At 68.6% G+C, this 18,766-nt stretch carries 15 protein-coding genes; 5 read left to right on the forward strand and 10 right to left on the reverse strand.

All coding sequences use genetic code 11. The annotated features are described in order from the left end of the window. The first annotated feature begins 9 nt into the window (after positions 1–9). On the forward strand, positions 10–1,737 hold the full coding sequence (locus PWF70_RS07715) for a GAF domain-containing sensor histidine kinase (protein ID WP_006357725.1): 1,728 nt from the start codon (positions 10–12) through the stop codon (positions 1,735–1,737). 28 nt (positions 1,738–1,765) lie between these two features. Here PWF70_RS07715 and PWF70_RS07720 read toward each other — a convergent pair whose 3' ends face one another. The 5 genes from PWF70_RS07720 to glpX form a co-directional block, all read right to left on the reverse strand. Then, entirely contained in the window at positions 1,766–1,930 is a 165-nt protein-coding gene (locus tag PWF70_RS07720) for a hypothetical protein (RefSeq protein WP_006357726.1), read from the reverse strand. Between the two features lie 167 nt (positions 1,931–2,097). Continuing rightward, positions 2,098–2,781 carry a PIG-L deacetylase family protein gene (locus PWF70_RS07725; protein ID WP_006357727.1) on the reverse strand — a complete coding sequence of 228 codons (684 nt, stop codon included), beginning with the start codon at positions 2,779–2,781 and terminating at the stop codon, positions 2,098–2,100. A gap of 13 nt (positions 2,782–2,794) precedes the next feature. Further along, the gene (locus PWF70_RS07730; RefSeq protein WP_006357728.1) at positions 2,795–4,207 is read right to left on the reverse strand and encodes a class II fumarate hydratase; all 1,413 of its coding nucleotides are present in this window, start codon (positions 4,205–4,207) and stop codon (positions 2,795–2,797) included. Between the two features lie 7 nt (positions 4,208–4,214). Beyond that, positions 4,215–5,912, reverse strand: a complete 1,698-nt coding sequence (locus PWF70_RS07735; protein WP_006357729.1) for a fumarate hydratase — start codon at positions 5,910–5,912, stop codon at positions 4,215–4,217. Positions 5,913–6,030: 118 nt separating this feature from the next. Continuing rightward, complete coding sequence (gene glpX / locus PWF70_RS07740; protein WP_006357730.1) at positions 6,031–7,026, reverse strand: class II fructose-bisphosphatase; 996 nt, start codon at positions 7,024–7,026, stop codon at positions 6,031–6,033. 144 nt (positions 7,027–7,170) lie between these two features. On the opposite strand from glpX, the gene PWF70_RS07745 reads away from it, so the two are divergent. Together PWF70_RS07745 and PWF70_RS07750 are read left to right on the forward strand one after the other, a co-directional pair. Continuing rightward, positions 7,171–7,746 (forward strand): DUF4245 domain-containing protein, encoded by a 576-nt coding sequence (locus tag PWF70_RS07745; protein WP_006357731.1) that lies wholly within the window; start codon positions 7,171–7,173, stop codon positions 7,744–7,746. Positions 7,747–7,960: 214 nt separating this feature from the next. Next, the gene (locus PWF70_RS07750; protein ID WP_006357732.1) at positions 7,961–8,281 is read left to right on the forward strand and encodes a hypothetical protein; all 321 of its coding nucleotides are present in this window, start codon (positions 7,961–7,963) and stop codon (positions 8,279–8,281) included. A gap of 1 nt (position 8,282) precedes the next feature. Here the strand turns inward: PWF70_RS07750 and PWF70_RS07755 are convergent, their stop codons facing one another. From PWF70_RS07755 to PWF70_RS07765, 3 genes are read right to left on the reverse strand one after another with little or no spacing between them, the layout of a single operon-like run. Next, positions 8,283–8,540, reverse strand: a complete 258-nt coding sequence (locus tag PWF70_RS07755) for an exodeoxyribonuclease VII small subunit (RefSeq protein WP_006357733.1) — start codon at positions 8,538–8,540, stop codon at positions 8,283–8,285. After that, positions 8,537–9,805: an exodeoxyribonuclease VII large subunit gene (gene xseA / locus PWF70_RS07760; RefSeq protein WP_006357734.1), complete on the reverse strand. Its 1,269-nt coding sequence runs from the start codon at positions 9,803–9,805 to the stop codon at positions 8,537–8,539. The genes PWF70_RS07755 and xseA overlap by 4 nt, the downstream gene beginning before the upstream one ends. Next, entirely contained in the window at positions 9,802–10,587 is a 786-nt protein-coding gene (locus tag PWF70_RS07765; protein ID WP_006357735.1) for a lipid droplet-associated protein, read from the reverse strand. Before PWF70_RS07765 ends, xseA begins: the two co-directional genes overlap by 4 nt. A gap of 52 nt (positions 10,588–10,639) precedes the next feature. Between PWF70_RS07765 and PWF70_RS07770 the strand changes: the two genes are divergently transcribed. Then, positions 10,640–11,593, forward strand: a complete 954-nt coding sequence (locus PWF70_RS07770) for a 4-hydroxy-3-methylbut-2-enyl diphosphate reductase (RefSeq protein WP_035750524.1) — start codon at positions 10,640–10,642, stop codon at positions 11,591–11,593. A 12-nt stretch (positions 11,594–11,605) separates the two neighbouring features. Here the strand turns inward: PWF70_RS07770 and mycP are convergent, their stop codons facing one another. Continuing rightward, positions 11,606–13,003: a type VII secretion-associated serine protease mycosin gene (mycP, locus tag PWF70_RS07775; protein ID WP_006357737.1), complete on the reverse strand. Its 1,398-nt coding sequence runs from the start codon at positions 13,001–13,003 to the stop codon at positions 11,606–11,608. Beyond that, positions 13,003–14,556 (reverse strand): type VII secretion integral membrane protein EccD, encoded by a 1,554-nt coding sequence (gene eccD / locus PWF70_RS07780; protein ID WP_035750527.1) that lies wholly within the window; start codon positions 14,554–14,556, stop codon positions 13,003–13,005. The genes mycP and eccD overlap by 1 nt, the downstream gene beginning before the upstream one ends. A gap of 99 nt (positions 14,557–14,655) precedes the next feature. Here eccD and PWF70_RS07785 point away from each other — a divergent pair, with 99 nt between their 5' ends. Beyond that, positions 14,656–18,753, forward strand: a complete 4,098-nt coding sequence (locus tag PWF70_RS07785) for a type VII secretion protein EccC (protein WP_035750530.1) — start codon at positions 14,656–14,658, stop codon at positions 18,751–18,753. Positions 18,754–18,766: the final 13 nt, after the last annotated feature.

Genomic DNA, 18,766 nt, shown 5'->3' on the forward strand with positions numbered 1-18,766 from the left:
ATTCGAAATATGGTCCGCGAATCCCGGGAACGCGGTGTGGGGTCTTTTGAGGTGCAGAATGAGTTGTCGCAGATGCGATTACGTGAGCTCCTTGATGAGGTCCGCGACCGGATAACGCAGATCGCCGATGTTCGTGACCGCATCGACGGTCTGCTCGAGGCCATGCTGATGGTCAGTTCCGATCTCGATCTGGAAACCACGCTCGAGGCCATCGTGTCTGCGGGCACACGATTGGTCGACGCCGAGTACGGGGCGGTCGGCGTCCTCGGCAGCGGACACGACCTGTCGGCCTTTCTGGCGCAGGGCATCGGCGAGGACGTCCGTGCCGAGATAGGGCACCTGCCGACAGGCCGCGGCGTGCTGGGGCAGCTCATCGACGACCCCCGGGTGTTACGGCTCACCGACCTGTCCGAGCATCCCGCGTCGGTGGGATTCCCGCCGAACCACCCGCCGATGACGAGCTTCCTGGGCGCCCCGATCCGGGTGCGCGACGAGATCTTCGGAAACCTGTACCTCACGGAGAAGAAGAACGGTGCCCTGTTCACCGAGGACGACGAACTCGTCATCCAGGCACTGGCGTCGGCGGCAGGTATCGCGATCGAGAACGCCCGGCTGTACGAACAGGCGCAGACCCAGCTCGCCTGGATCGAGGCGAATCGCGACGTGATCGCGGAGCTGTTGACCGGGGCCGATCAGCAGGACGTCCTCGAATCGATCGCCCGCAAGGTCCTCACGCTGGCCGACGCCGATCTGGTCTGCATTGCCGAACCCCACGACCACGAGATGCCGGCGGAATCGGTAGAGGAACTCGTCGTCACGGTCGCCGAAGGGGTCGACGCCGAGGTCTTCCGCGGACGAACGGTGCCGATCAAGGGGTCGACCTCGGGCGACGCCTTCGTTCGACGTCGGCCGGTCCTTCGCGAGGAGCTCGAGTACGACATCTCCGGGGATTCGTCCACGCAGCACGGCCCGGTGATGGTGGCGCCGCTGCGTACGGCGGAATCGACCCGCGGCGTGCTGATCGCCGTGCGGTCCAAAGGGCGCGACGGGTTCGCGGAGGACCTGCTGAGCCTGAGCGCGAACTTCGCCGACCAGGGGGCCCTGGCGCTGCAGCTGGCCAGCGCGACGAACCAGGCCCACGAGATGCGGGTCCTGGAGGATCGTGAACGGATCGCCCGTGACCTGCACGACCACGTGATCCAGCGGATCTTCGCCGAGGGGCTCACCCTGCAGGCGACGCTCCAACGCACCCAGTCGTCCGAGATCCGCGCGCGGCTGACGCGGTCCATCAACAATCTGCAGGACATCGTGCAGGACGTGCGTTCGACGATCTTCGACCTGCAGGCGGAGGAAACCGAGACCACCCGGCTCCGTCAGCGGGTGCAGGAGACGATCGACCAGCAGATCGACGACCTGCCCATACAGACCCATGTGCGGATGGCGGGCCCGCTGTCGATCGTCGAGCCGCGCCTCGCCGACCAAGTGGTCGCGGTGGTGCGTGAGGCCCTGAGCAACGCGGTCCGGTATGCCCACGCGACGACGGTGACGGTGGCGATCTCGGTCGGCGACGAGCTGGCCGTCGAGGTCACCGATGATGGAGTCGGGCTGCCCGAGGACGTCACGCCCAGTGGGCTGAAGAACCTCCGACACCGCGCGAAACAGTTGGGCGGGGCATTCGCCCTGAACACACCCGATTCGGGCCGCGGCCTGTCCGTGCGGTGGGCGGTACCGCTCTAGGGAGACAGCGCTGCCGGGTGAGGACGGTTCACGGACCGGTGCCCGGTTCGGCCGGCAGTCGCCAGGCCGAGGTCCGTTCGGTCACCCATGCCACGGCCTGCACTCCTGAAAGGAGGCCGAAGAGCACGATGAGCCAGATGGACAGGCCGACGAGCGCGCAGACCGCGAAGGCTGCGAGGAAAACGACGAGCACACCGGTGAGCGTGATGACCGGTCACCTCCCGACTGTCTCGGAGGGGACTCTCCCGGGCGTTCGAGAGACTGACCCCCCTACCTTCTCGTGTCGACGGCGTTTCCGGGAGGGCCCAAGGTCACAAGTCGACAGGGCCAACCTCGGGACCCTGCTGGTGTCCGGGCCGGTCAGCGGGTTCGCTTGAGCTCGAACCCGGCGACCCGTACGTCGTCCCGTGGCGCGGTCGCCCGGTCGATCTGGGCGCGGGCCTGATCGAGGACGGGCGTATCCGGGTCGAGGACCGACAGGTAGCGGTCGTGCGCGGCGAGGGACCGGACGGCCACTTCGAACTGCGCGTCGACGTCGACCGCATGGGTTGCCGCCGGCCCGTTCTCGAACAGCCACGCCGGAACCTCGCCGGAATGGGCCGTCAAGGCGTCGTAGGCGTCGAGCACCGCCGCGGCGAACTCCATGTGGTCGCGCTGGTTCGGTTGGCCGGGCGCCCACTCCGGTCCGCCGTAGAGCGACAGGATGACCTGCGGCGCAATGCGTTCGACGGTCTCGGTGATCTTCGCGCGCAGTTCGGGGGTGTTGCGGATGTCGCTGTCGGGGAAACCCCAGAACTCCACCTCGTCGACCCCGACGATCTTCGCCGACGCACGCTGTTCGGCTTCCCGGAGTGGGCCGCATTCCGCCGGTGTCATGCCCTCGATCCCGCGTTCGCCGCTGGAGGCGAGCGCGTAGACCACACGCTTGCCCTCGCCGGTCCAGCGCGCGACCGCGGCGGCCATGCCGTACTCCGGGTCGTCGGGATGGGCGACGAGGACGAGCGCTGTCTGCCAGTCCGTGGGGAAGGGCTCCGGTGAGGTCATGACCAGACGGTACTCAGCGTTCCCGGTCGAGGTTGGCCATCTTGAGCACATCGAGACGTGCGTCGAGTTCCTCCTCGCTGAGCTTGTCGCCCACGAGGCCGCGATCGATGACGGTCTGCCGGATCGTCTTGCCCTCCTTGAGCGCCTGCTTGGCGACCGCGGCGGCCTCCTCGTAGCCGATCGCGCTGTTCAGCGGTGTGACGATCGACGGGGAGCTCTCGGCGAGGGTGCGGAGGCGATCGACGTTGGCCTCCAACCCGGAGATGCAGCGGTCGGCGAACAGCCGGGACACGTTGGCCAGCAACTTGAGTGACTCGAGCACGTTACGGGCCATCATCGGGATGTAGACGTTGAGCTCGAAGGCGCCGTTGCCGCCGCCCCAGGTGACCGCCGCGTCGTTGCCGACGACCTGCGCGGCGACCTGCGTGACCGCTTCGGGCAGAACGGGATTGACCTTGCCCGGCATGATCGAGCTGCCCGGCTGGAGGTCGGGGAGCAGGATCTCGCCCAGGCCGGTCAGCGGTCCCGAGCCCATCCACCGGACGTCGTTGGCGATCTTGGTGAGCGATACCGCGATCGTCTTCAGCTGCCCGGACAGTTCGACGAGGCCGTCGCGGGCGGCCTGCGCCTCGAAGTTGTCCTTGGCGAGGGAGAGTTCCTCGACGCCGGTGCGGCGGACGAGTTCGGCGACCACCTTGGTGCCGAACCCGGCCGGGGCGTTGAGCCCGGTGCCGACCGCGGTGCCGCCGATGGGCAGTTCGCCGACACGCGGGAGGGTCGCGGTGACGCGCTCGATGCCCGCCTCGACCTGCCGTGCGTATCCGGCGAATTCCTGACCCAGGGTCACCGGCACCGCGTCCATCAGGTGGGTGCGGCCGCTCTTGACGACGTCACGCCACTCGGTCGCTTTGTCCGCCAGGGACTTCCGGAGATGCTCGAGTGCCGGGACGAGATCGGTGACGACCGCCTCGGTCGCCGCGACATGGGTGGCGGTGGGGAAGGTGTCGTTCGACGACTGCGACATGTTGACGTGATCGTTGGGGTGCACGTCGACGCCGTTGGCCTTCGCGATCGACGCGATGACCTCGTTGGTGTTCATGTTCGAACTCGTGCCCGATCCGGTCTGGAAGACGTCGATCGGGAACTGGTCGTCGTGTTTGCCGTCGGCGATCTCGGTGGCCGCCGCGATGATCGCGTCGGCCCGCTCCGCGTCGAGCAGTCCGAGATCGGAGTTGACCGTGGCACAGGCCGCCTTCAACAGGCCCATCGCGCGGATCTGCGTCCGTTCCAGCGGGCGGTGGCTGATGGGGAAGTTCTCCACCGCGCGCTGGGTCTGGGCGCGCCACAGAGCATCGATGGGGACCTGCACCTCGCCCATCGTGTCGTGCTCGGTGCGGAATTCCTGCTTGCCCTGTGCCTGGGTCATAGGTGTTCTACTCCTTCGATCGAATCCTTATGCCGCTCAGCGGGACGTTGACGGACCCGCTCGGGTCGGTGAAAAAGTCGTTGCCCTTGTCGTCAACAACGATGAAGGCCGGGAAATTCTCGACCTCGATCTTCCACACCGCTTCCATACCCAGTTCGGGGTACTCGATAATCTCCTGGCTCTTGATGCAGTCGAGCGCCAGACGGGCCGCCGGGCCGCCGATCGAGCCCAGGTAGAAGCCGCCGTGCGAGTTGCACGCCTCGGTGACCTGCTTGGATCGGTTGCCCTTGGCGAGCATGACCATGGAGCCGCCCGCGGCCTGGAACTGCTCGACGTAGGAGTCCATGCGGCCGGCGGTCGTGGGGCCGAACGAACCCGACGCCATGCCCTCGGGCGTCTTGGCCGGACCGGCGTAGTAGACGGGATGGTCGCGCAGGTAATCGGGCATCGGCTCGCCGGCGTCGAGGCGTTCCTTGATCTTGGCGTGGGCGATGTCGCGGGCCACCACCAGCGGGCCGGTCAGCGACAGGCGCGTCTTCACCGGGTACTGCGACAGCTGGGCCAGGATCTCCGACATCGGGCGGTTCAGGTCGACCTCGACCACCTCGCCGCCCGAGATGTCCTCGGCCACACCGGCAGCCGGCATGTACTTGGCCGGGTCGGTCTCGAGCTGCTCGAGGAACACGCCGTCGGCGGTGATCTTGCCGAGAGCCTGACGGTCGGCCGAGCACGAGACCGCGATGGCCACCGGGCACGACGCGCCGTGGCGCGGCAGGCGGACCACGCGGACGTCGTGGCAGAAGTACTTGCCGCCGAACTGGGCGCCGATACCGAAGGACTGGGTCAGTGTGAAGACCTCGTCCTCGAGTTCGAGGTCGCGGAAGCCGTGCGCCGACATCGAACCCTGCGTCGGCAGGTTGTCGAGGTAGTGCGCCGAGGCGTATTTCGCGGTCTTGAGTGCGAATTCGGCTGAGGTGCCACCGATCACGACGGCGAGGTGGTACGGCGGGCAGGCCGCGGTGCCCAGCGAGCGGATCTTCTCGTCGAGGAACTTCAGGATCGACTTCGGGTTCAGGATGGCCTTGGTCTCCTGGAACAGGAAGGACTTGTTGGCCGAACCGCCACCCTTGGCCATGAACAGGAACTTGTACTCCGGGCCCTTGGGTCCCTGTTCGGTGGCGTAGATCTCCACCTGGGCCGGGAGGTTGGTTCCCGTGTTCTTCTCCTCGTACGTGGTCAGCGGAGCGAGCTGCGAGTAGCGCAGGTTGAGTTGGGTATAGGCGTCGTAGACACCCTTCGAGATCGCCTCGGCGTCGTCGGTGCCGGTCAGCACGCCCTCGCTCTTCTTGCCCATCACGATCGCGGTGCCGGTGTCCTGGCACATCGGCAGCACGCCGCCTGCGGAGATGTTGACGTTCTTGAGCAGGTCGAGCGCCACGAAGCGGTCGTTGCCCGACGCGTCCGGGTCGTCGATGATCCTGCGGAGCTGCGCGAGATGAGCCGGACGCAGGTAGTGGCTGATGTCGTGCATCGCCTCGGCGGTGAGCTTGCGGATCGCCTCCGGCTCCACCTTGAGGAAGGTCTGTCCGCCGGCTTCGAACGTCGAGACGCCTTCGGTGGTGATGAGCCGGTAAGGGGTCTCGTCGGCGCCGACGGGGAGCAGATCAGAGTAGAGAAACTCGGGGGCTGAGGCTGGTTTACTCACGCACCGGATCGTATCGCCCCAGCAGAACGGCCCCACGTCAGAGGTGACCGGACTCGTGAGGTGGATCACGGTCACGGCTCCCCGACGCGGGGCCGGTGCTGGGTCTGAGACGAAGGTGTCAGAGATTGATGCGGGCGTACTCGCGCAGCTTCGCCGGCTTGTGGACGGCCTCGATGCGGCGGACGGTGCCCGACTTGGAGCGCATGACCAGCGAACGGGTCGTCGCACCGTTGGGGCGGTAGGTGACGCCGCGCAGCATGTCGCCGTTGGTCACGCCGGTCGCGCAGAAGAAGGAGTTCTCGCCGCTCACCAGGATGTCGTTGGTGAGGACGCGGTCGAGGTCGTGGCCGGCGTCGATGGCCTTCTGGCGCTCCTCGTCGTTGCGCGGCCACAGCTTGCCCTGGATCTCGCCGCCCATGCACTTCATCGCCACGGCGGTGATGATGCCCTCGGGGGTGCCGCCGACGCCCATGAGCATGTCGACGGTCGAGTAGTCGTCGGCGGCCGCGACCGCTCCGGCCACGTCGCCGTCGGAGATGAGGCGGATCTTGGCGCCGGCCTGGCGGATCTCGCCGATGAGGTCGGCGTGACGGGGGCGATCGAGGACGATGACGGTCAGGTCGGCCACGTCGATGCCCTTGGCCTTGGCGACCGAGTTGATGTTCCACTCGACCGACTCGTTGATGTTGATGGCGCCCTTGGCGTCGGGACCGACGGCGATCTTGTCCATGTAGAAGACGGCCGAAGGGTCGTACATGGTGCCGCGCTCGCTGACCGCGATCACCGAGATCGAGTTGGGCCGGCCCTCGGCCATCAGGGTGGTGCCGTCGATGGGGTCGACCGCGACGTCGCAGTCGGGGCCCTCGCCGTTGCCGACCTCCTCGCCGTTGTACAGCATCGGCGCCTCGTCCTTCTCGCCCTCGCCGATCACGACGACGCCGCGCATCGACACCGTCGAAAGGAGCTGACGCATCGCGTCGACCGCCGCGCCGTCGCCGCCGTTCTTGTCGCCGCGACCAACCCACCGGCCGGCAGCGAGTGCAGCCGACTCGGTCACGCGGACCAGTTCCATCGCGAGGTTGCGATCGGGTGCTTGGTGGCTGCTGGCTGTCATCGGCTTCGGCTCCTCAGGTGTGGCCCGGATCCCAGTGGGGCGCAGCCCTTGGGATCCGTGGGTGTGGCGGTGATCTCAGGGATCATCCTTGCATGTCACACCGGCCGTTCGGTGACTGACCCTGGTGGTGGGATACTCGGCCTCATGGCAGACAAACCGCGCATTCTCATCAACGGCAAGGACATGTTCTGGTCGTTGGTGCCGCTGCTCGCGCTCATCGCGTTGGTGGCGATCGCGTCGGGGAATTGCTCGGTCGGACTGAACCAGGACCCGGCGGACAGCAAGGTGCCCGCGTTCGACGTGGTCACCGCATTGGACGCCGACGCCCGACAGATGCCGTTCCCGATCCGCCGCCCGCCGACACCGGAGGGATGGAAGCCGAACTCCGGCTCGTCGGACGCGATCGAGGGACACCGGGTCAGCACGGTCGGCTGGCTCAGCGCGAGTAAGGCCTACGTGCAGCTGAGCCAGACCGACGCGTCGGAGGACCTGCTGGTGCCGTACCTCGGTGGCAGCGGGACCGACTACGGCGACGTCGGTGCAACCGGCACCCGCGAGGCGGGCGGCCGGCAATGGGTGACCTACGAGACCGCCGAGGGCAAGAAGTTCTGGATCACCGATTTCGGCAACGTGCGCGTGGGCGTGCTGTCCCGCGGACCCGACGCCGACATCGAGACGATCGCGGCGTCGGTGGCGACGCAGCAGCCGCTCGACGCCTGAGCGCGGAGAACCGCCCGCGGAAAGCGCCGCTGAGAACCGCCCCCCAAGAGCACCCTCCAGAGAGTCTCCGACGACGATATGTCGTCGGCGCTTCTGCACAGGGTGCTGTCCAGGGGCGGTTTGCAGTTGCGAGGGCGAGAGTCGCGTGATCGAGTAGCCGACTACTCGCGAGATCTCCTGCGTCCGGTCATAGCGTCTGGTTCGGGAGGCGCTCATGTCCGCGAGAATCTGGCACAGGTACATGTGGACACCGGCCTCGTCGCTGTCTGCCCACGCCGACGCATGGCTGTCGGTCGTGTGGGCACGGCTCGTTCTCGTCGCGGTTCTCGTCGCGCTGCTCGTGATCGTGGTCCCGGCGTACGGGGCCGGTGCGGCCGCTGCGACGACCGGCGGTCGGGTGATCAGCGTGCCGTGTGCGCGCGTCGACTCGCCGGCCGACCGGCGGGAATCGCTGCTGGTCGTCGGTCATCGCGCCGCGGAGGGTCGATTCCACGCGACCACCATCGACCGGCAGGCACTACTCGGATTCGGGTGACCTACTCGTTGTCGTCCGGATCGGCCGAATTCTTCTGCGCGATCACGGTTTCGATGCGTTCACGCGCCCCGCGGAGGTGTTCCTCGCAGCGCGTCGCGAGCGCCTCGCCCCGCTCCCACAGGGCCAGCGAGGTGTCGAGATCGAGGCCGCCGTGCTCGAGCGTGCCGACGATGTCGGCGAGCTCGTCGCGCGCCTCCTCGTAGCCGAGTTCGGCAACCGGCGTGTACTCCTCGCCGGTGTCGTCACTGTCGGTGCTCACGAATCTCCTTCGTCGTCAGGGGAAGTGGAGGTGTGTGCCTCGGTCGCGGTGACGGTGGCCCGCGCCGCGCCGTCGGCGACCCGGATACGCAATTCGGCGCCCGCGGGCAGATCGTCGAGCGTGCTGACCACGTGGGTCACGTCGGTGTCGGTGCGCTGCACCACGGCGTAACCGCGAGCGAGGGTCTGCGCCGGGCCCAGCGTCGACAGCCGGGCGGCCAGATGCTCGTGGCGGCGGTCCTCGGTGTCGACATGACGCAGGACGTCGCGCCGCAGCGCGCGCAGCAGCTCGGCTACGTTCACGGACTCCTGGTCGACGATCACACCGGGCCGGGCCAGAACCGGGCGTCGTCGGAGTCCGTCGATGACCCCGGTCTCGCGACGCACCCAGTTGCGTAACGCCTGTGCGCTGCGCCGGCGCAGTTCGTCGATCCCGGCGAGTTCGGCCTCGACGTCGGGAACCACTCGTTTGGCGGCGTCGGTCGGAGTCGCCGCACGCAGATCGGCGACGAGATCGAGCAGCGGGTTGTCTGGCTCGTGCCCGATCGCGCTGACCACCGGTGTGCGACACCGGGACACCGCGCGCAGCAATGCCTCGTCGGAGAACGGCAGCAGATCCTCGACGCTGCCGCCGCCGCGCGCGATGATGATGACCTCGACGTCGGGATGCGCGTCGAGGTCCGCGAGATGGGTGAGGATGCGCGCCACCGCCGTGGGCCCCTGGACGGGTGCCTCACGGACGTCGAAGCGGACCGCCGACCACCGGTCGGTGGCGACGCTGACCACGTCACGCTGCGCGGCGCTGGCCCGCCCGCTGATCAATCCGATCGAGCGCGGGAGGAACGGCAGCGGACGTTTGAGCCGGGCGTCGAACAGGCCCTCGGCGGCCAGCAACTGCCGGAGGCGTTCGATCCGCAGGAGCAGTTCACCGACGCCGACCGCACGGATGTCGCTGACCCGCAGCGACACCGTGCCCCGGCCGGTGTAGTAGCTCGGCCGGCCCAGTACGACGACGTGACTGCCGTCGGTCAGCGGAACCTCGGTGCGCGACAACAGGTCCGGGCTGCATGTCACCGAGATGGAGATGTCGGCAGCCGGGTCCCGCAGAGTGAGGAACGCCGTGCGGGTACCGGGGCGCCGGCTGATCTGGGTGACCTGACCCTCCACCCAGATCTGGCCCAACCGGTGAATCCAGTCGGCGATCTTGGTGTTGACCGTGCGTACCGGCCACGGATTCTCGGCCGAGTTCGGCGAGGTCCCGGTCACGCCTCGGTGGAGCGCTTGTTCTGCGAGGCGATCCGGTTCTCCAGCATCGTCACGAACGGCGCGCGGCCACGGTTGGCCTTCTCGTAGTCGACGAGGCTCTCGAGGTCGTCGGTGTCGACCGTCCGCAGACGTGCACGCAGCTGTGCCAGGGTCAGCGTGTCGTAGTCGATGAGGACGACGATCTCGGGTGCCGCCCCGTTCTTCGGCTTGTCCGCACGCGTCGCCGGCTTCTTCTCGGCGGCGTCCACGACGTCCTCGGGTGCCGAGCTGTACAGCGCGAAACGACCGGCGTCGGCGCGCGGCGGCGCGGCCAGGTCGGCGTCGGAGGCCTCCGCGTCGACCTCGGTGGTCTTGGTGGCACCGCCGGTCCTGGTGGCTTTGGTCACTTTTGCGGGCTTGGTGGACGTCACGGCCTCGCCGGGCTGGTCCCCCGGATCGTTGCCGTCGGCGGCGGCCTCGACCTCGTCGACGATGCTGGTGGGCTTCTCGATCGGTACGTCACCGGCGTGGGCGTCGGCGCCGGGTTCCGGGGTCTCGTCGTCCTCGTCGAAGCGGGCCCACGCGGGCTGCTCGCTGGGCTTGTCGAACAGCATCCCCAGGGCGGCGTCGCCCTTGATGGCGAGTTCGGCGATGTTCTGCTGCGCCCGCATACCTGCCTGCAGGGTCTGGCTGACCGCTGTCATCGGGAGGGTGACGAGCAGCGCGGGAAGCTTGCGCGTCTCCTCGAGGGCGGTGACGATCAGACCTGCGGCGATACGGGCCGGGTAGGGTGCGCGATCCATGCCAACACTCTGCCATCAAAGGGCACTCGTCTGTAACCCGTACCCTGGAGACATGTCTGAGACGAAGCGTGTCCTGCTCGCCGAACCCCGCGGTTACTGCGCGGGTGTCGACCGCGCGGTGGAGACGGTCGAGCGCGCCCTTGACAAGCACGGCGCTCCCGTCTACGTCCGCAAGGAGATCGTGCACAACCGGCACGTGGTCGAGACCCTTGCCGACCGCGGGGCGATCTTCGTGGGGGAGACCGACGAGGTGCCCGAGGGTGCGATCGTCGTGTTCTCGGCCCATGGCGTGTCGCCGCAGGTCCATGCGTCCGCCGCGGAACGGAATCTGAGGACCATCGACGCGACCTGCCCGCTGGTGACGAAGGTGCACCAGGAGGCCAAGCGATTCGCGCGGGACGACTACGACATCCTGCTGATCGGTCACGAGGGCCACGAAGAGGTCGAGGGGACGGCCGGTGAGGCCCCCCAGCACATCCAGCTCGTCGACGGCCCGGACAGCGTCGACTCGGTGACCGTGCGCGACGAGTCCAAGCTGGTCTGGCTGTCGCAGACGACGCTGTCGGTCGACGAGACCATGGAGACGGTGCGTCGCCTGCGGGAGAAGTTCCCGCTGCTCAACGATCCGCCCAGCGACGACATCTGCTACGCCACCCAGAACCGTCAGGTCGCCGTGAAGGCGATGGCGCCCGAGTGCGATCTCGTCATCGTGGTCGGTTCGCAGAACTCGTCGAACTCGGTTCGCCTGGTCGAGGTCGCCCTGCAGGCCGGTGCCAAGGCAGGTCATCTGGTCGACTATGCCCGTGAGATCGACGACACCTGGCTCGAGGGTGTGAACACCGTCGGCGTCACCTCCGGTGCATCGGTGCCCGAGGTCCTCGTCCGCGGCGTGCTCGACTACCTCGCCGAGCGCGGCTACGACACGGTGGAGACCGTCAACACGGCCAACGAGACCCTCACCTTCGCGCTGCCGCGCGAGCTGCGTCCCGCGCGGACATCCGGCTGAGAACCTCCCCGATCAGAACTCGTCGGGATCGAGCTTGCGCACCCGACGGTGGGGAAGAGCGACGGCCAGGACAGCCGCGATGACCGCGGCGCTGATCCCCGCTCCGGCGATGGCGATGTTGCGGGCGGTGTGATCCGGCGGCGTCGGCGGTGCGGGCGCGGCGATCGGGGCCGATTGCTGCCTGGCCTGTTCCTCGGCGGACAGCTCCGCGGTGAGGGCCGCGACCGGGTCGACGACGCCGTGGCCGATCCGCTGGTCGTGCCCGGTGCCCGGGGAGTGGGCGGTCGAGGTGATGCGATCCATCACCTCGCGAGCGCTCAGTCCGGGGAACCGTGCCCGAACGAGCGCCGCGGTGCCGGCGACGTAGGGCGCGGCGAAGCTCGTCCCGATCAGCGGCAGCGGACCCTCCTCGGCTGTCTGCGCCGACACCAGCCGGTTCGACCCCCTCGCGCTGTCGAGGCTCACGATGTCGGTGCCCGGCGCGGCCACCCCGACCCACGGCCCGTGCAGACTGAACTCGCTCGGTCTGCCACTGGCGGCGTCGACCGCGCCGACGGTCAGGACGTAGGGTGAGTACCACGCGGGACTCGCGACGGTCGAGACCGAACTCCAGTCGTCAGGATTGCCGGCTGCGGGCGCCGGATTCTGTGAACGGCAGGCGCCGTCCCGGGTGACGTTGCCGGCCGCCGCCACCACGACGACGTCACGGTCGTAGGCGTACCGGATCGCCGCCCCGAGAGCGCGGTCGTCGACCTTGGCCGCCGACGAAGCGCAGGCCACCTCGGAGATGTTGATCACCGTGGCCCGCAGGTCGACGGCGCGGACTATCGCGTGGGCGAGCGTGCGGACGGACCCGAAACCGGAGCCGACGGACGGTGCGGCATCGTCGCCGCGACGATTGTTCTTGGCCTTGAACGCACTGCTGGACTGGCGGATTGCGATGATCGACGCCGCGGGCGCGACCCCGGCGAAGGCGTCGGAGCTGCTCGGCCGCGCGGCGATGATCCCGGCGACCAGCGTGCCGTGGGCGTCGCAGTCCTCGAGTCCGCTGCCGCCGGAGACGTAGTCGCCGCCGGCGGTGACGCGTCCCAGACGTGGGTGCGGGGTGACGCCGGTGTCGATGACGGCCACCCGCTGCCCGGCGCCGCGACTGAAGCGCCAGGCCTCCTCGAGGTTCATCATCGACTGTGCAGCAGTCGGATTCGCGGTGCTGCGGGTGAGGGTCGCGGTGTTGCAGAGATGGCTCTGCTCGGTCGGTTCCGGCGGTGCCACCGGGGCCGACCGGATCAGCGCCGACGCGTCGACGCGCGGCGGGGTCACCGCGGCGGCGGGGGAGGAGGTCAACCCGAGCAGGGTCGCGGTCAGCGCCAGCGCGACGGGCGCCGCAGCCCGGGTCGTCGTCCGGGACATCAGATCTCCCGGACGATCCGGTACAGGTCGAGCAACCACAGCAGCAGCGGGACGATGAGCGCGACGAGGATGTACTCGCCGATCTCCGCCCAGCGGCGCATTACCGGGGAGAAATCCTGGTGCGGCGCAACGACTCCGAAGACGAGCGCGGCGACGAGGACGACGCCGCCCAGCGCGAAGGAGATGATCGGCCACCGGCCGTCCCCGAACGCCAGGCCCGCCAGCAGGGTGAGCACCACGAGCGAGCCGCCGATGATGAGGATCGCCGCCTGGAAGAGGTCGCTGTGGGAGCGACCGCGCAGACAGAGGACCACGCCGATGATCGCGGCGTAGGCGGCGCTCTTCCACTCGAAGCCGGCGAGGGGAGCGGCGGTGAGCACCGCCGAGATCGCCACGATGGCGGTGAGGCCGCCGACGATGCCCGTCAGGTACGCGTTGGCGATGTACGAGCGTCGTTCCAGCGCATCGGCCTTCGGCAGTGCCGTGGCCCCGATCGCGCCGATGCCTTCGATGGACGGCTGCGGCTCGATGTCCTTGATGTCGATGGCAGCTCCCGCGGTCGGCACCGGCGGCAGCGGCAGTTTGGCGAGCAGGATCGTCAGTCGGGGGGACAGTCCGATCAGCAGGAGTCCCACCGCCGCCATCACGGCCGCGACATCGGAGGTGTCGGCGTCGAGGAGCAGACGCGCACCGCATCCGAGTGCACCGAGGACAGCGGCGCCGGTCACCGCGCTGTGTGCGGTCGCGCCGACCGCGGTCATCCGGTAGGTGATGACGGCGGTGACCAGGGTGAGGGCGAATCCGAGTGTCAGATGCGCGGCACCGTAGGAACCGGGCGTGAGGATCATGCCGGTCACGAACGCCATCGGCGCCGCACAGACCGACAGGATCGTCGAGCTGAGCTGATCACGGTAGTAGCGCGCGACGATCGTTGCCGCGGTCACGAGACCGATCACGGCGAGGCCGGACAATCCCGAGAGCCACAGCGCGCCGCTGTCGATCCGGCTCGCGGCCAGCCCCGCCGCGGCAACGACCGCCGCGACGAGGGCCAGCGCGTGTCCCACGTATCGCGCCGACGTCGCGGTCCAACCCACGAACTGTGATTCGTTCAGCCGCGCAACGGCATCGACCACGTCGTCGAAGAGGACCGGCGACTCATCGGTGCGGGTCGAGGTCAGCAGGAGCAGGTCGCCGTCGCGGATCCCCGATTCCGACAGCGAGCGGTGCAGGGGCAGCGGTTCCTGCCCGACGAGCGCCAGGGTCCAGCGGTTCTGCCGGTCGTGCGGACGGCCGCGGCCGCGCGAATCGGCGTCGGGGTCGTCCGGGTCGTGCCGGGTTGGGTTGCGCGACTCGATCTGCGCGACGAGGTCACCGATGAGACCGGCGATCGGGATGCCGGCGGGTAGGCCGACGTCGAGCTGGGTGTTGCCGCCCAGCACCGACACGCGTACGAGTTGCGGCTCGATCGCGGTGTCCGAGCGTGACCGGTCACCGGCGGTGCCGTCCGCGGTGGTCGTCGGGTATCCCGGTGCGAATCCGTCCACAGGTGACATACAGGTCAATCCTCCCCCAGGGTTCAGCAGCTAACATAGCCAACTTCAGCGGGTTCGCCCGCCCGGGGATACACAGCTCGAGGGTGTCAGGGGGATCGAGTGGTCACGACCACTGAGGGGTTCGTGCGTCGGCCACGCATCACGCCGCCGCGCATGCCCGGGGGCGAGGTCAACATCCAGGCGCCGCCCGACGTCCCTCGCGTGGTACCCGGCAACCTGCTCATGAAGCTGCTGCCGGTGGTGATGATCGTCGCCGTCGTCGGCATGATCGCGCTGATGATGGTCACCGGTGGCCGCAACATCCTGACCAACCCGCTGTTCATGATGTTCCCGCTGATGATGCTCATGTCGATGTTCGGCATGTTCGCCGCCGGCGGGCGCAGCGGCGGCAAGCGTGCCGCGGAACTCAACGAGGAACGCAAGGACTACTTCCGCTACCTCGGGCAGTTGCGCGGCCAGGTCTTCGACACCGTCGAGAACCAGCGCGCCGCACGCACGTGGAGTCATCCCGACCCGCACGCACTGCTCGACGTCGTCGGCAGCCGGCGCATGTGGGAGCGGCGTCCCGCCGACAACGATTTCGCCCATGTGCGTGTGGGAGTCGGCGTCCAGCGCCTGGCCACCCGTCTGATGCCGCCGGAGACCGGCCCGCTCGAGGACATCGAACCGGTGTCGATGGTCGCTCTGCGACGGTTCGTGCGCACCCATTCGGCGGTCTACAGCCTGCCCCGGTCGATCTCGCTGCGCGGCTTCCCGGCGATCAACATCGAGGGCGCGCGGCAGGAGACCCGCGAACTCGTCCGCTCGATGATCGTCGAGCTGTGCGCCTTCCACGGTCCCGACCATCTGCACATCGGCATCGTCACCGGCGACCCGGCCGGCGAGGCCTGGGACTGGGCGAAATGGCTTCCGCACGTAGGTCATCCGACGCTGCGCGACGGGATCGGCCCGATGCGGATGATCTATCCGACGCTCGCCGATCTCGAGAACGCACTGGCCGCGGACCTTCTCGAACGCGGCCGGTTCAGCCGGTCCGCCCCGCCGAGCGGGAATCGTGCCCACCTGGTCGTCATCATCGACGACGGCTACGTCGCCGGCGACGAACGCGTCCTCAGCTCGGCCGGCATGGAGGGTGTCACGGTCCTCGACCTGACCGCACCGCCGGACGGTCTCGCGGTCCGGCGCGGCCTGCAGCTCGTGGTGCGCGGCGGCAAGGTGTCGGCCCGAAGTGCCGCGGGCGTCGAGGAATTCGCCGACATGGACTCGCTGACCATCGCCGAGGCGGAGGCGATCGCCCGCCGCATGGCCCGGTACCGCCTGGCGACCGCGGCGACCCTGGCGAACCTGGAATCCGAGGCGACGTCCACCGATCCGGGCCTGCCCGCACTTCTCGGCATCGACGACGCCGCCCGATTCGACCCGGCCACCGCCTGGCGCGGGCGCACCGGCCGCGAACGTCTGCGGGTGCCGATCGGCTACACACCGAGCGGCGCGCCCGTCGAACTCGACATCAAGGAGAGCGCCCACGGCGGCATGGGACCGCATGGCCTGTGCATCGGTGCGACCGGCTCGGGCAAGTCCGAGTTCCTGCGAACGCTTGTCCTCGCCATGCTGGCGACGCATTCGCCGACCGAGCTGAACCTCGTCCTCGTCGACTTCAAGGGCGGCGCAACGTTCCTCGGACTCGAGTCCGCTCCACACGTCGCGGCGATCATCACCAACCTCGAGCAGGAACTGTCGATGGTCGACCGCATGAAGGATGCGCTGTCGGGTGAGATGAACCGCCGCCAAGAGGTCCTGCGTGCGGCGGGCAACTACGCCAACGTCGCCGACTACGAGCGCGCCCGCGCCTCGGGCGTGCGTCTCGATCCGCTGCCGGCGCTGTTCATCGTCGTCGACGAGTTCTCCGAACTGCTGTCGCAGAAACCGGATTTCGCCGAGCTGTTCGTCGCGATCGGCCGTCTGGGCCGGTCGCTGCACATCCACCTGCTGCTGGCCTCGCAGCGACTCGAGGAGGGCAAGCTGCGCGGCCTCGACTCACACTTGTCCTACCGCATCGGTCTGAAGACCTTCTCCGCCAACGAGTCCCGTTCGGTGCTCGGTGTCCCCGACGCCTACCACCTGCCGAGCGTTCCCGGCTCGGCGTATCTGAAGTGCGACTCGGATGACCCGGTTCGCTTCAACACCTCGTACGTCTCGGGTCCGTACTACTCGCCATCCGTGGCCGAGGACTCCGTGGACTCCGCGGCGCCGGGGTCCCCGCGACTGGGGAATCTCAAGGTCTTCACCGCGTTGCCGGTCCCGCTCGACGAGGGTTCGTCGCGGTCGCTGCTGGACCAGGCGGCGAGCCTGCTCGACGAGGAGCCCCCGGCCCTCGACGCCGCGCCCGACGGGCCCGCCGACTTCGAATCCGCTTCGGTGTCGGTGCCGACGCTGATGCAGACCATCATCGGCCGCATGGAGAGCGCCGGCCCGCCGGCACACCGCGTGTGGCTGGACCCGCTCGAGAACTCGCCGACCGTGGAACACCTCGTGGGTGCGCGGGACTGGACCAAACCGGCGGTCCCCGGCAACCTGGCCCTGCCCATCGGTCTGGTCGACCGCCCCTACGACCAGCGACGCGACCCGCTCGTCGTCGACCTGTCCGGCGCGGCCGGCAGCGTCGCCGTGGTCGGCGGGCCGCAATCGGGAAAGTCGACGACGCTGCGCACGATCATCATGACCGCGGCCGCCACGCACACCCCGGAACAGGTGCAGTTCTACTGCCTGGACTTCGGCGGCGGCAGCCTCGCCGGCCTCGCCGGACTCCCACATGTGGGTTCGGTGGCGTCCCGTGGGGACATGGATGCCGTTCGCCGCACGGTGGCCGAGGTCGGGGCGATCATCCGGGCCCGTGAGATGCTGTTCGCCCGCCTGGGCGTCGAATCGATGCGCGACTACCGGGCCCGCCGTGCGGACTGGTTCGCCACCGGGACCTTCGCCCCCGACGATCCGCTGGCCGGTGACCGCTTCGGCGACGTCTTCTTCGTGCTCGACGGCATCAGCGTCCTGCGTTCCGAACTCGAGTCGCTGGAGGAGCAGATCACCACGATCGTCTCCCAGGGTCTGTCTTTCGGCGTCCACGTCATCGTCAGTGCCTCGCGGTGGGCCGAGATCCGCCCGGCGGTCCGCGACCTCCTGGGCACGCGCATCGAACTGCGCCTCGGCGATCCGACGGATTCCGAGATGGGTCGTCGCGCCGCCGCGGGTGTCCCGCAGAACCGTCCCGGCCGCGGTCTCACCGCCGAGGAACTCCACATGCTCATCGCGCTGCCGCGTCTCGACCCGGTCAGCAGCGCCGAGTCACTGCCCGCCGGCGTCGCGGCCTCGGCGGAGAAGCTCGCCGCCGCGTATCCGGGCCGTTCGGCGATGCCGGTGCGCAAGCTGAGCACCGAGATAGAGATGGCGGCGGTGCAGAACGGACTCACCGCGGCCGGGGTCACGTTGTCGCTCAACCAGGTCGCGATCGGTGTCGGCGAACTGGAGCTGGCCCCGGTGGTCCTCGACTTCAACGCCCAGCCGCACTTCATGGTCTTCGCCGACGTCGAGCACGGGAAGACCAACGTGCTGCGAGCGATCGTCCGCGGACTCGTCGCCGGTGGCACCCCGGAGCAGGTGAAGATCGCGTTCATCGACTACCGCCGCACGATGCTCGGCATCGTCGACGGTGATCACCTCGCGGGCTATGCGAGTTCGCACGACAACGCGATGACGCTGATGAACCAGCTGGCGGTGTACCTGAAGGGCTGCATGCCCCCGGACGACGTGACCGTTCAGCAGTTGCGGGAGCGTTCGTGGCTGGAGGGCAAGCCGGAGGTCTACCTCGTCGTCGACGACTACGACATGGTGTCCACCTCGGCGGGAAATCCGCTGTTGCCGGTCATCGAGTTCGCGTCACACGCCCGGGACATCGGATTCCACATCATCCTGGCCCGCCGCTCCGGTGGCCTCGGCCGGGCGATGTTCGACCCGGTGATCGCCCGGCTGAAGGACCTGTCGTCGGACATCCTGCTCATGAGCGGGGATCGCGACGAAGGCTTCATCGCCGGTCGCAGCCGCATGCAGCGGTTGGTCCCCGGACGCGGTGAGCTGGTCTCCCGCGTGCGTCCGCAGGAGATGATCCAGGTCGCTCTCGTACCGGCCGAGGACCAGCGTTGAGCGGCGTCGGGTG

The sequence above is a fragment of the Gordonia sp. Swx-4 genome (assembly GCF_030316175.1).
GTDB classification, from domain to species: Bacteria; Actinomycetota; Actinomycetes; order Mycobacteriales; family Mycobacteriaceae; genus Gordonia; species Gordonia alkanivorans.

Coding starts and splice junctions, on each gene's coding strand:
- eccD (WP_035750527.1), bottom strand. CDS start 14,556: ATGTCACCTGTGGACGGATTCGCACCGGGATACCCGACGACCACCGCG.
- PWF70_RS07765 (WP_006357735.1), bottom strand. CDS start 10,587: ATGGATCGCGCACCCTACCCGGCCCGTATCGCCGCAGGTCTGATCGTC.
- glpX (WP_006357730.1), bottom strand. CDS start 7,026: ATGACAGCCAGCAGCCACCAAGCACCCGATCGCAACCTCGCGATGGAA.
- PWF70_RS07750 (WP_006357732.1), top strand. CDS start 7,961: ATGTCCGCGAGAATCTGGCACAGGTACATGTGGACACCGGCCTCGTCG.
- PWF70_RS07725 (WP_006357727.1), bottom strand. CDS start 2,781: ATGACCTCACCGGAGCCCTTCCCCACGGACTGGCAGACAGCGCTCGTC.
- PWF70_RS07745 (WP_006357731.1), top strand. CDS start 7,171: ATGGCAGACAAACCGCGCATTCTCATCAACGGCAAGGACATGTTCTGG.
- mycP (WP_006357737.1), bottom strand. CDS start 13,003: ATGTCCCGGACGACGACCCGGGCTGCGGCGCCCGTCGCGCTGGCGCTG.
- PWF70_RS07730 (WP_006357728.1), bottom strand. CDS start 4,207: ATGACCCAGGCACAGGGCAAGCAGGAATTCCGCACCGAGCACGACACG.
- PWF70_RS07715 (WP_006357725.1), top strand. CDS start 10: ATGGTCCGCGAATCCCGGGAACGCGGTGTGGGGTCTTTTGAGGTGCAG.
- PWF70_RS07770 (WP_035750524.1), top strand. CDS start 10,640: ATGTCTGAGACGAAGCGTGTCCTGCTCGCCGAACCCCGCGGTTACTGC.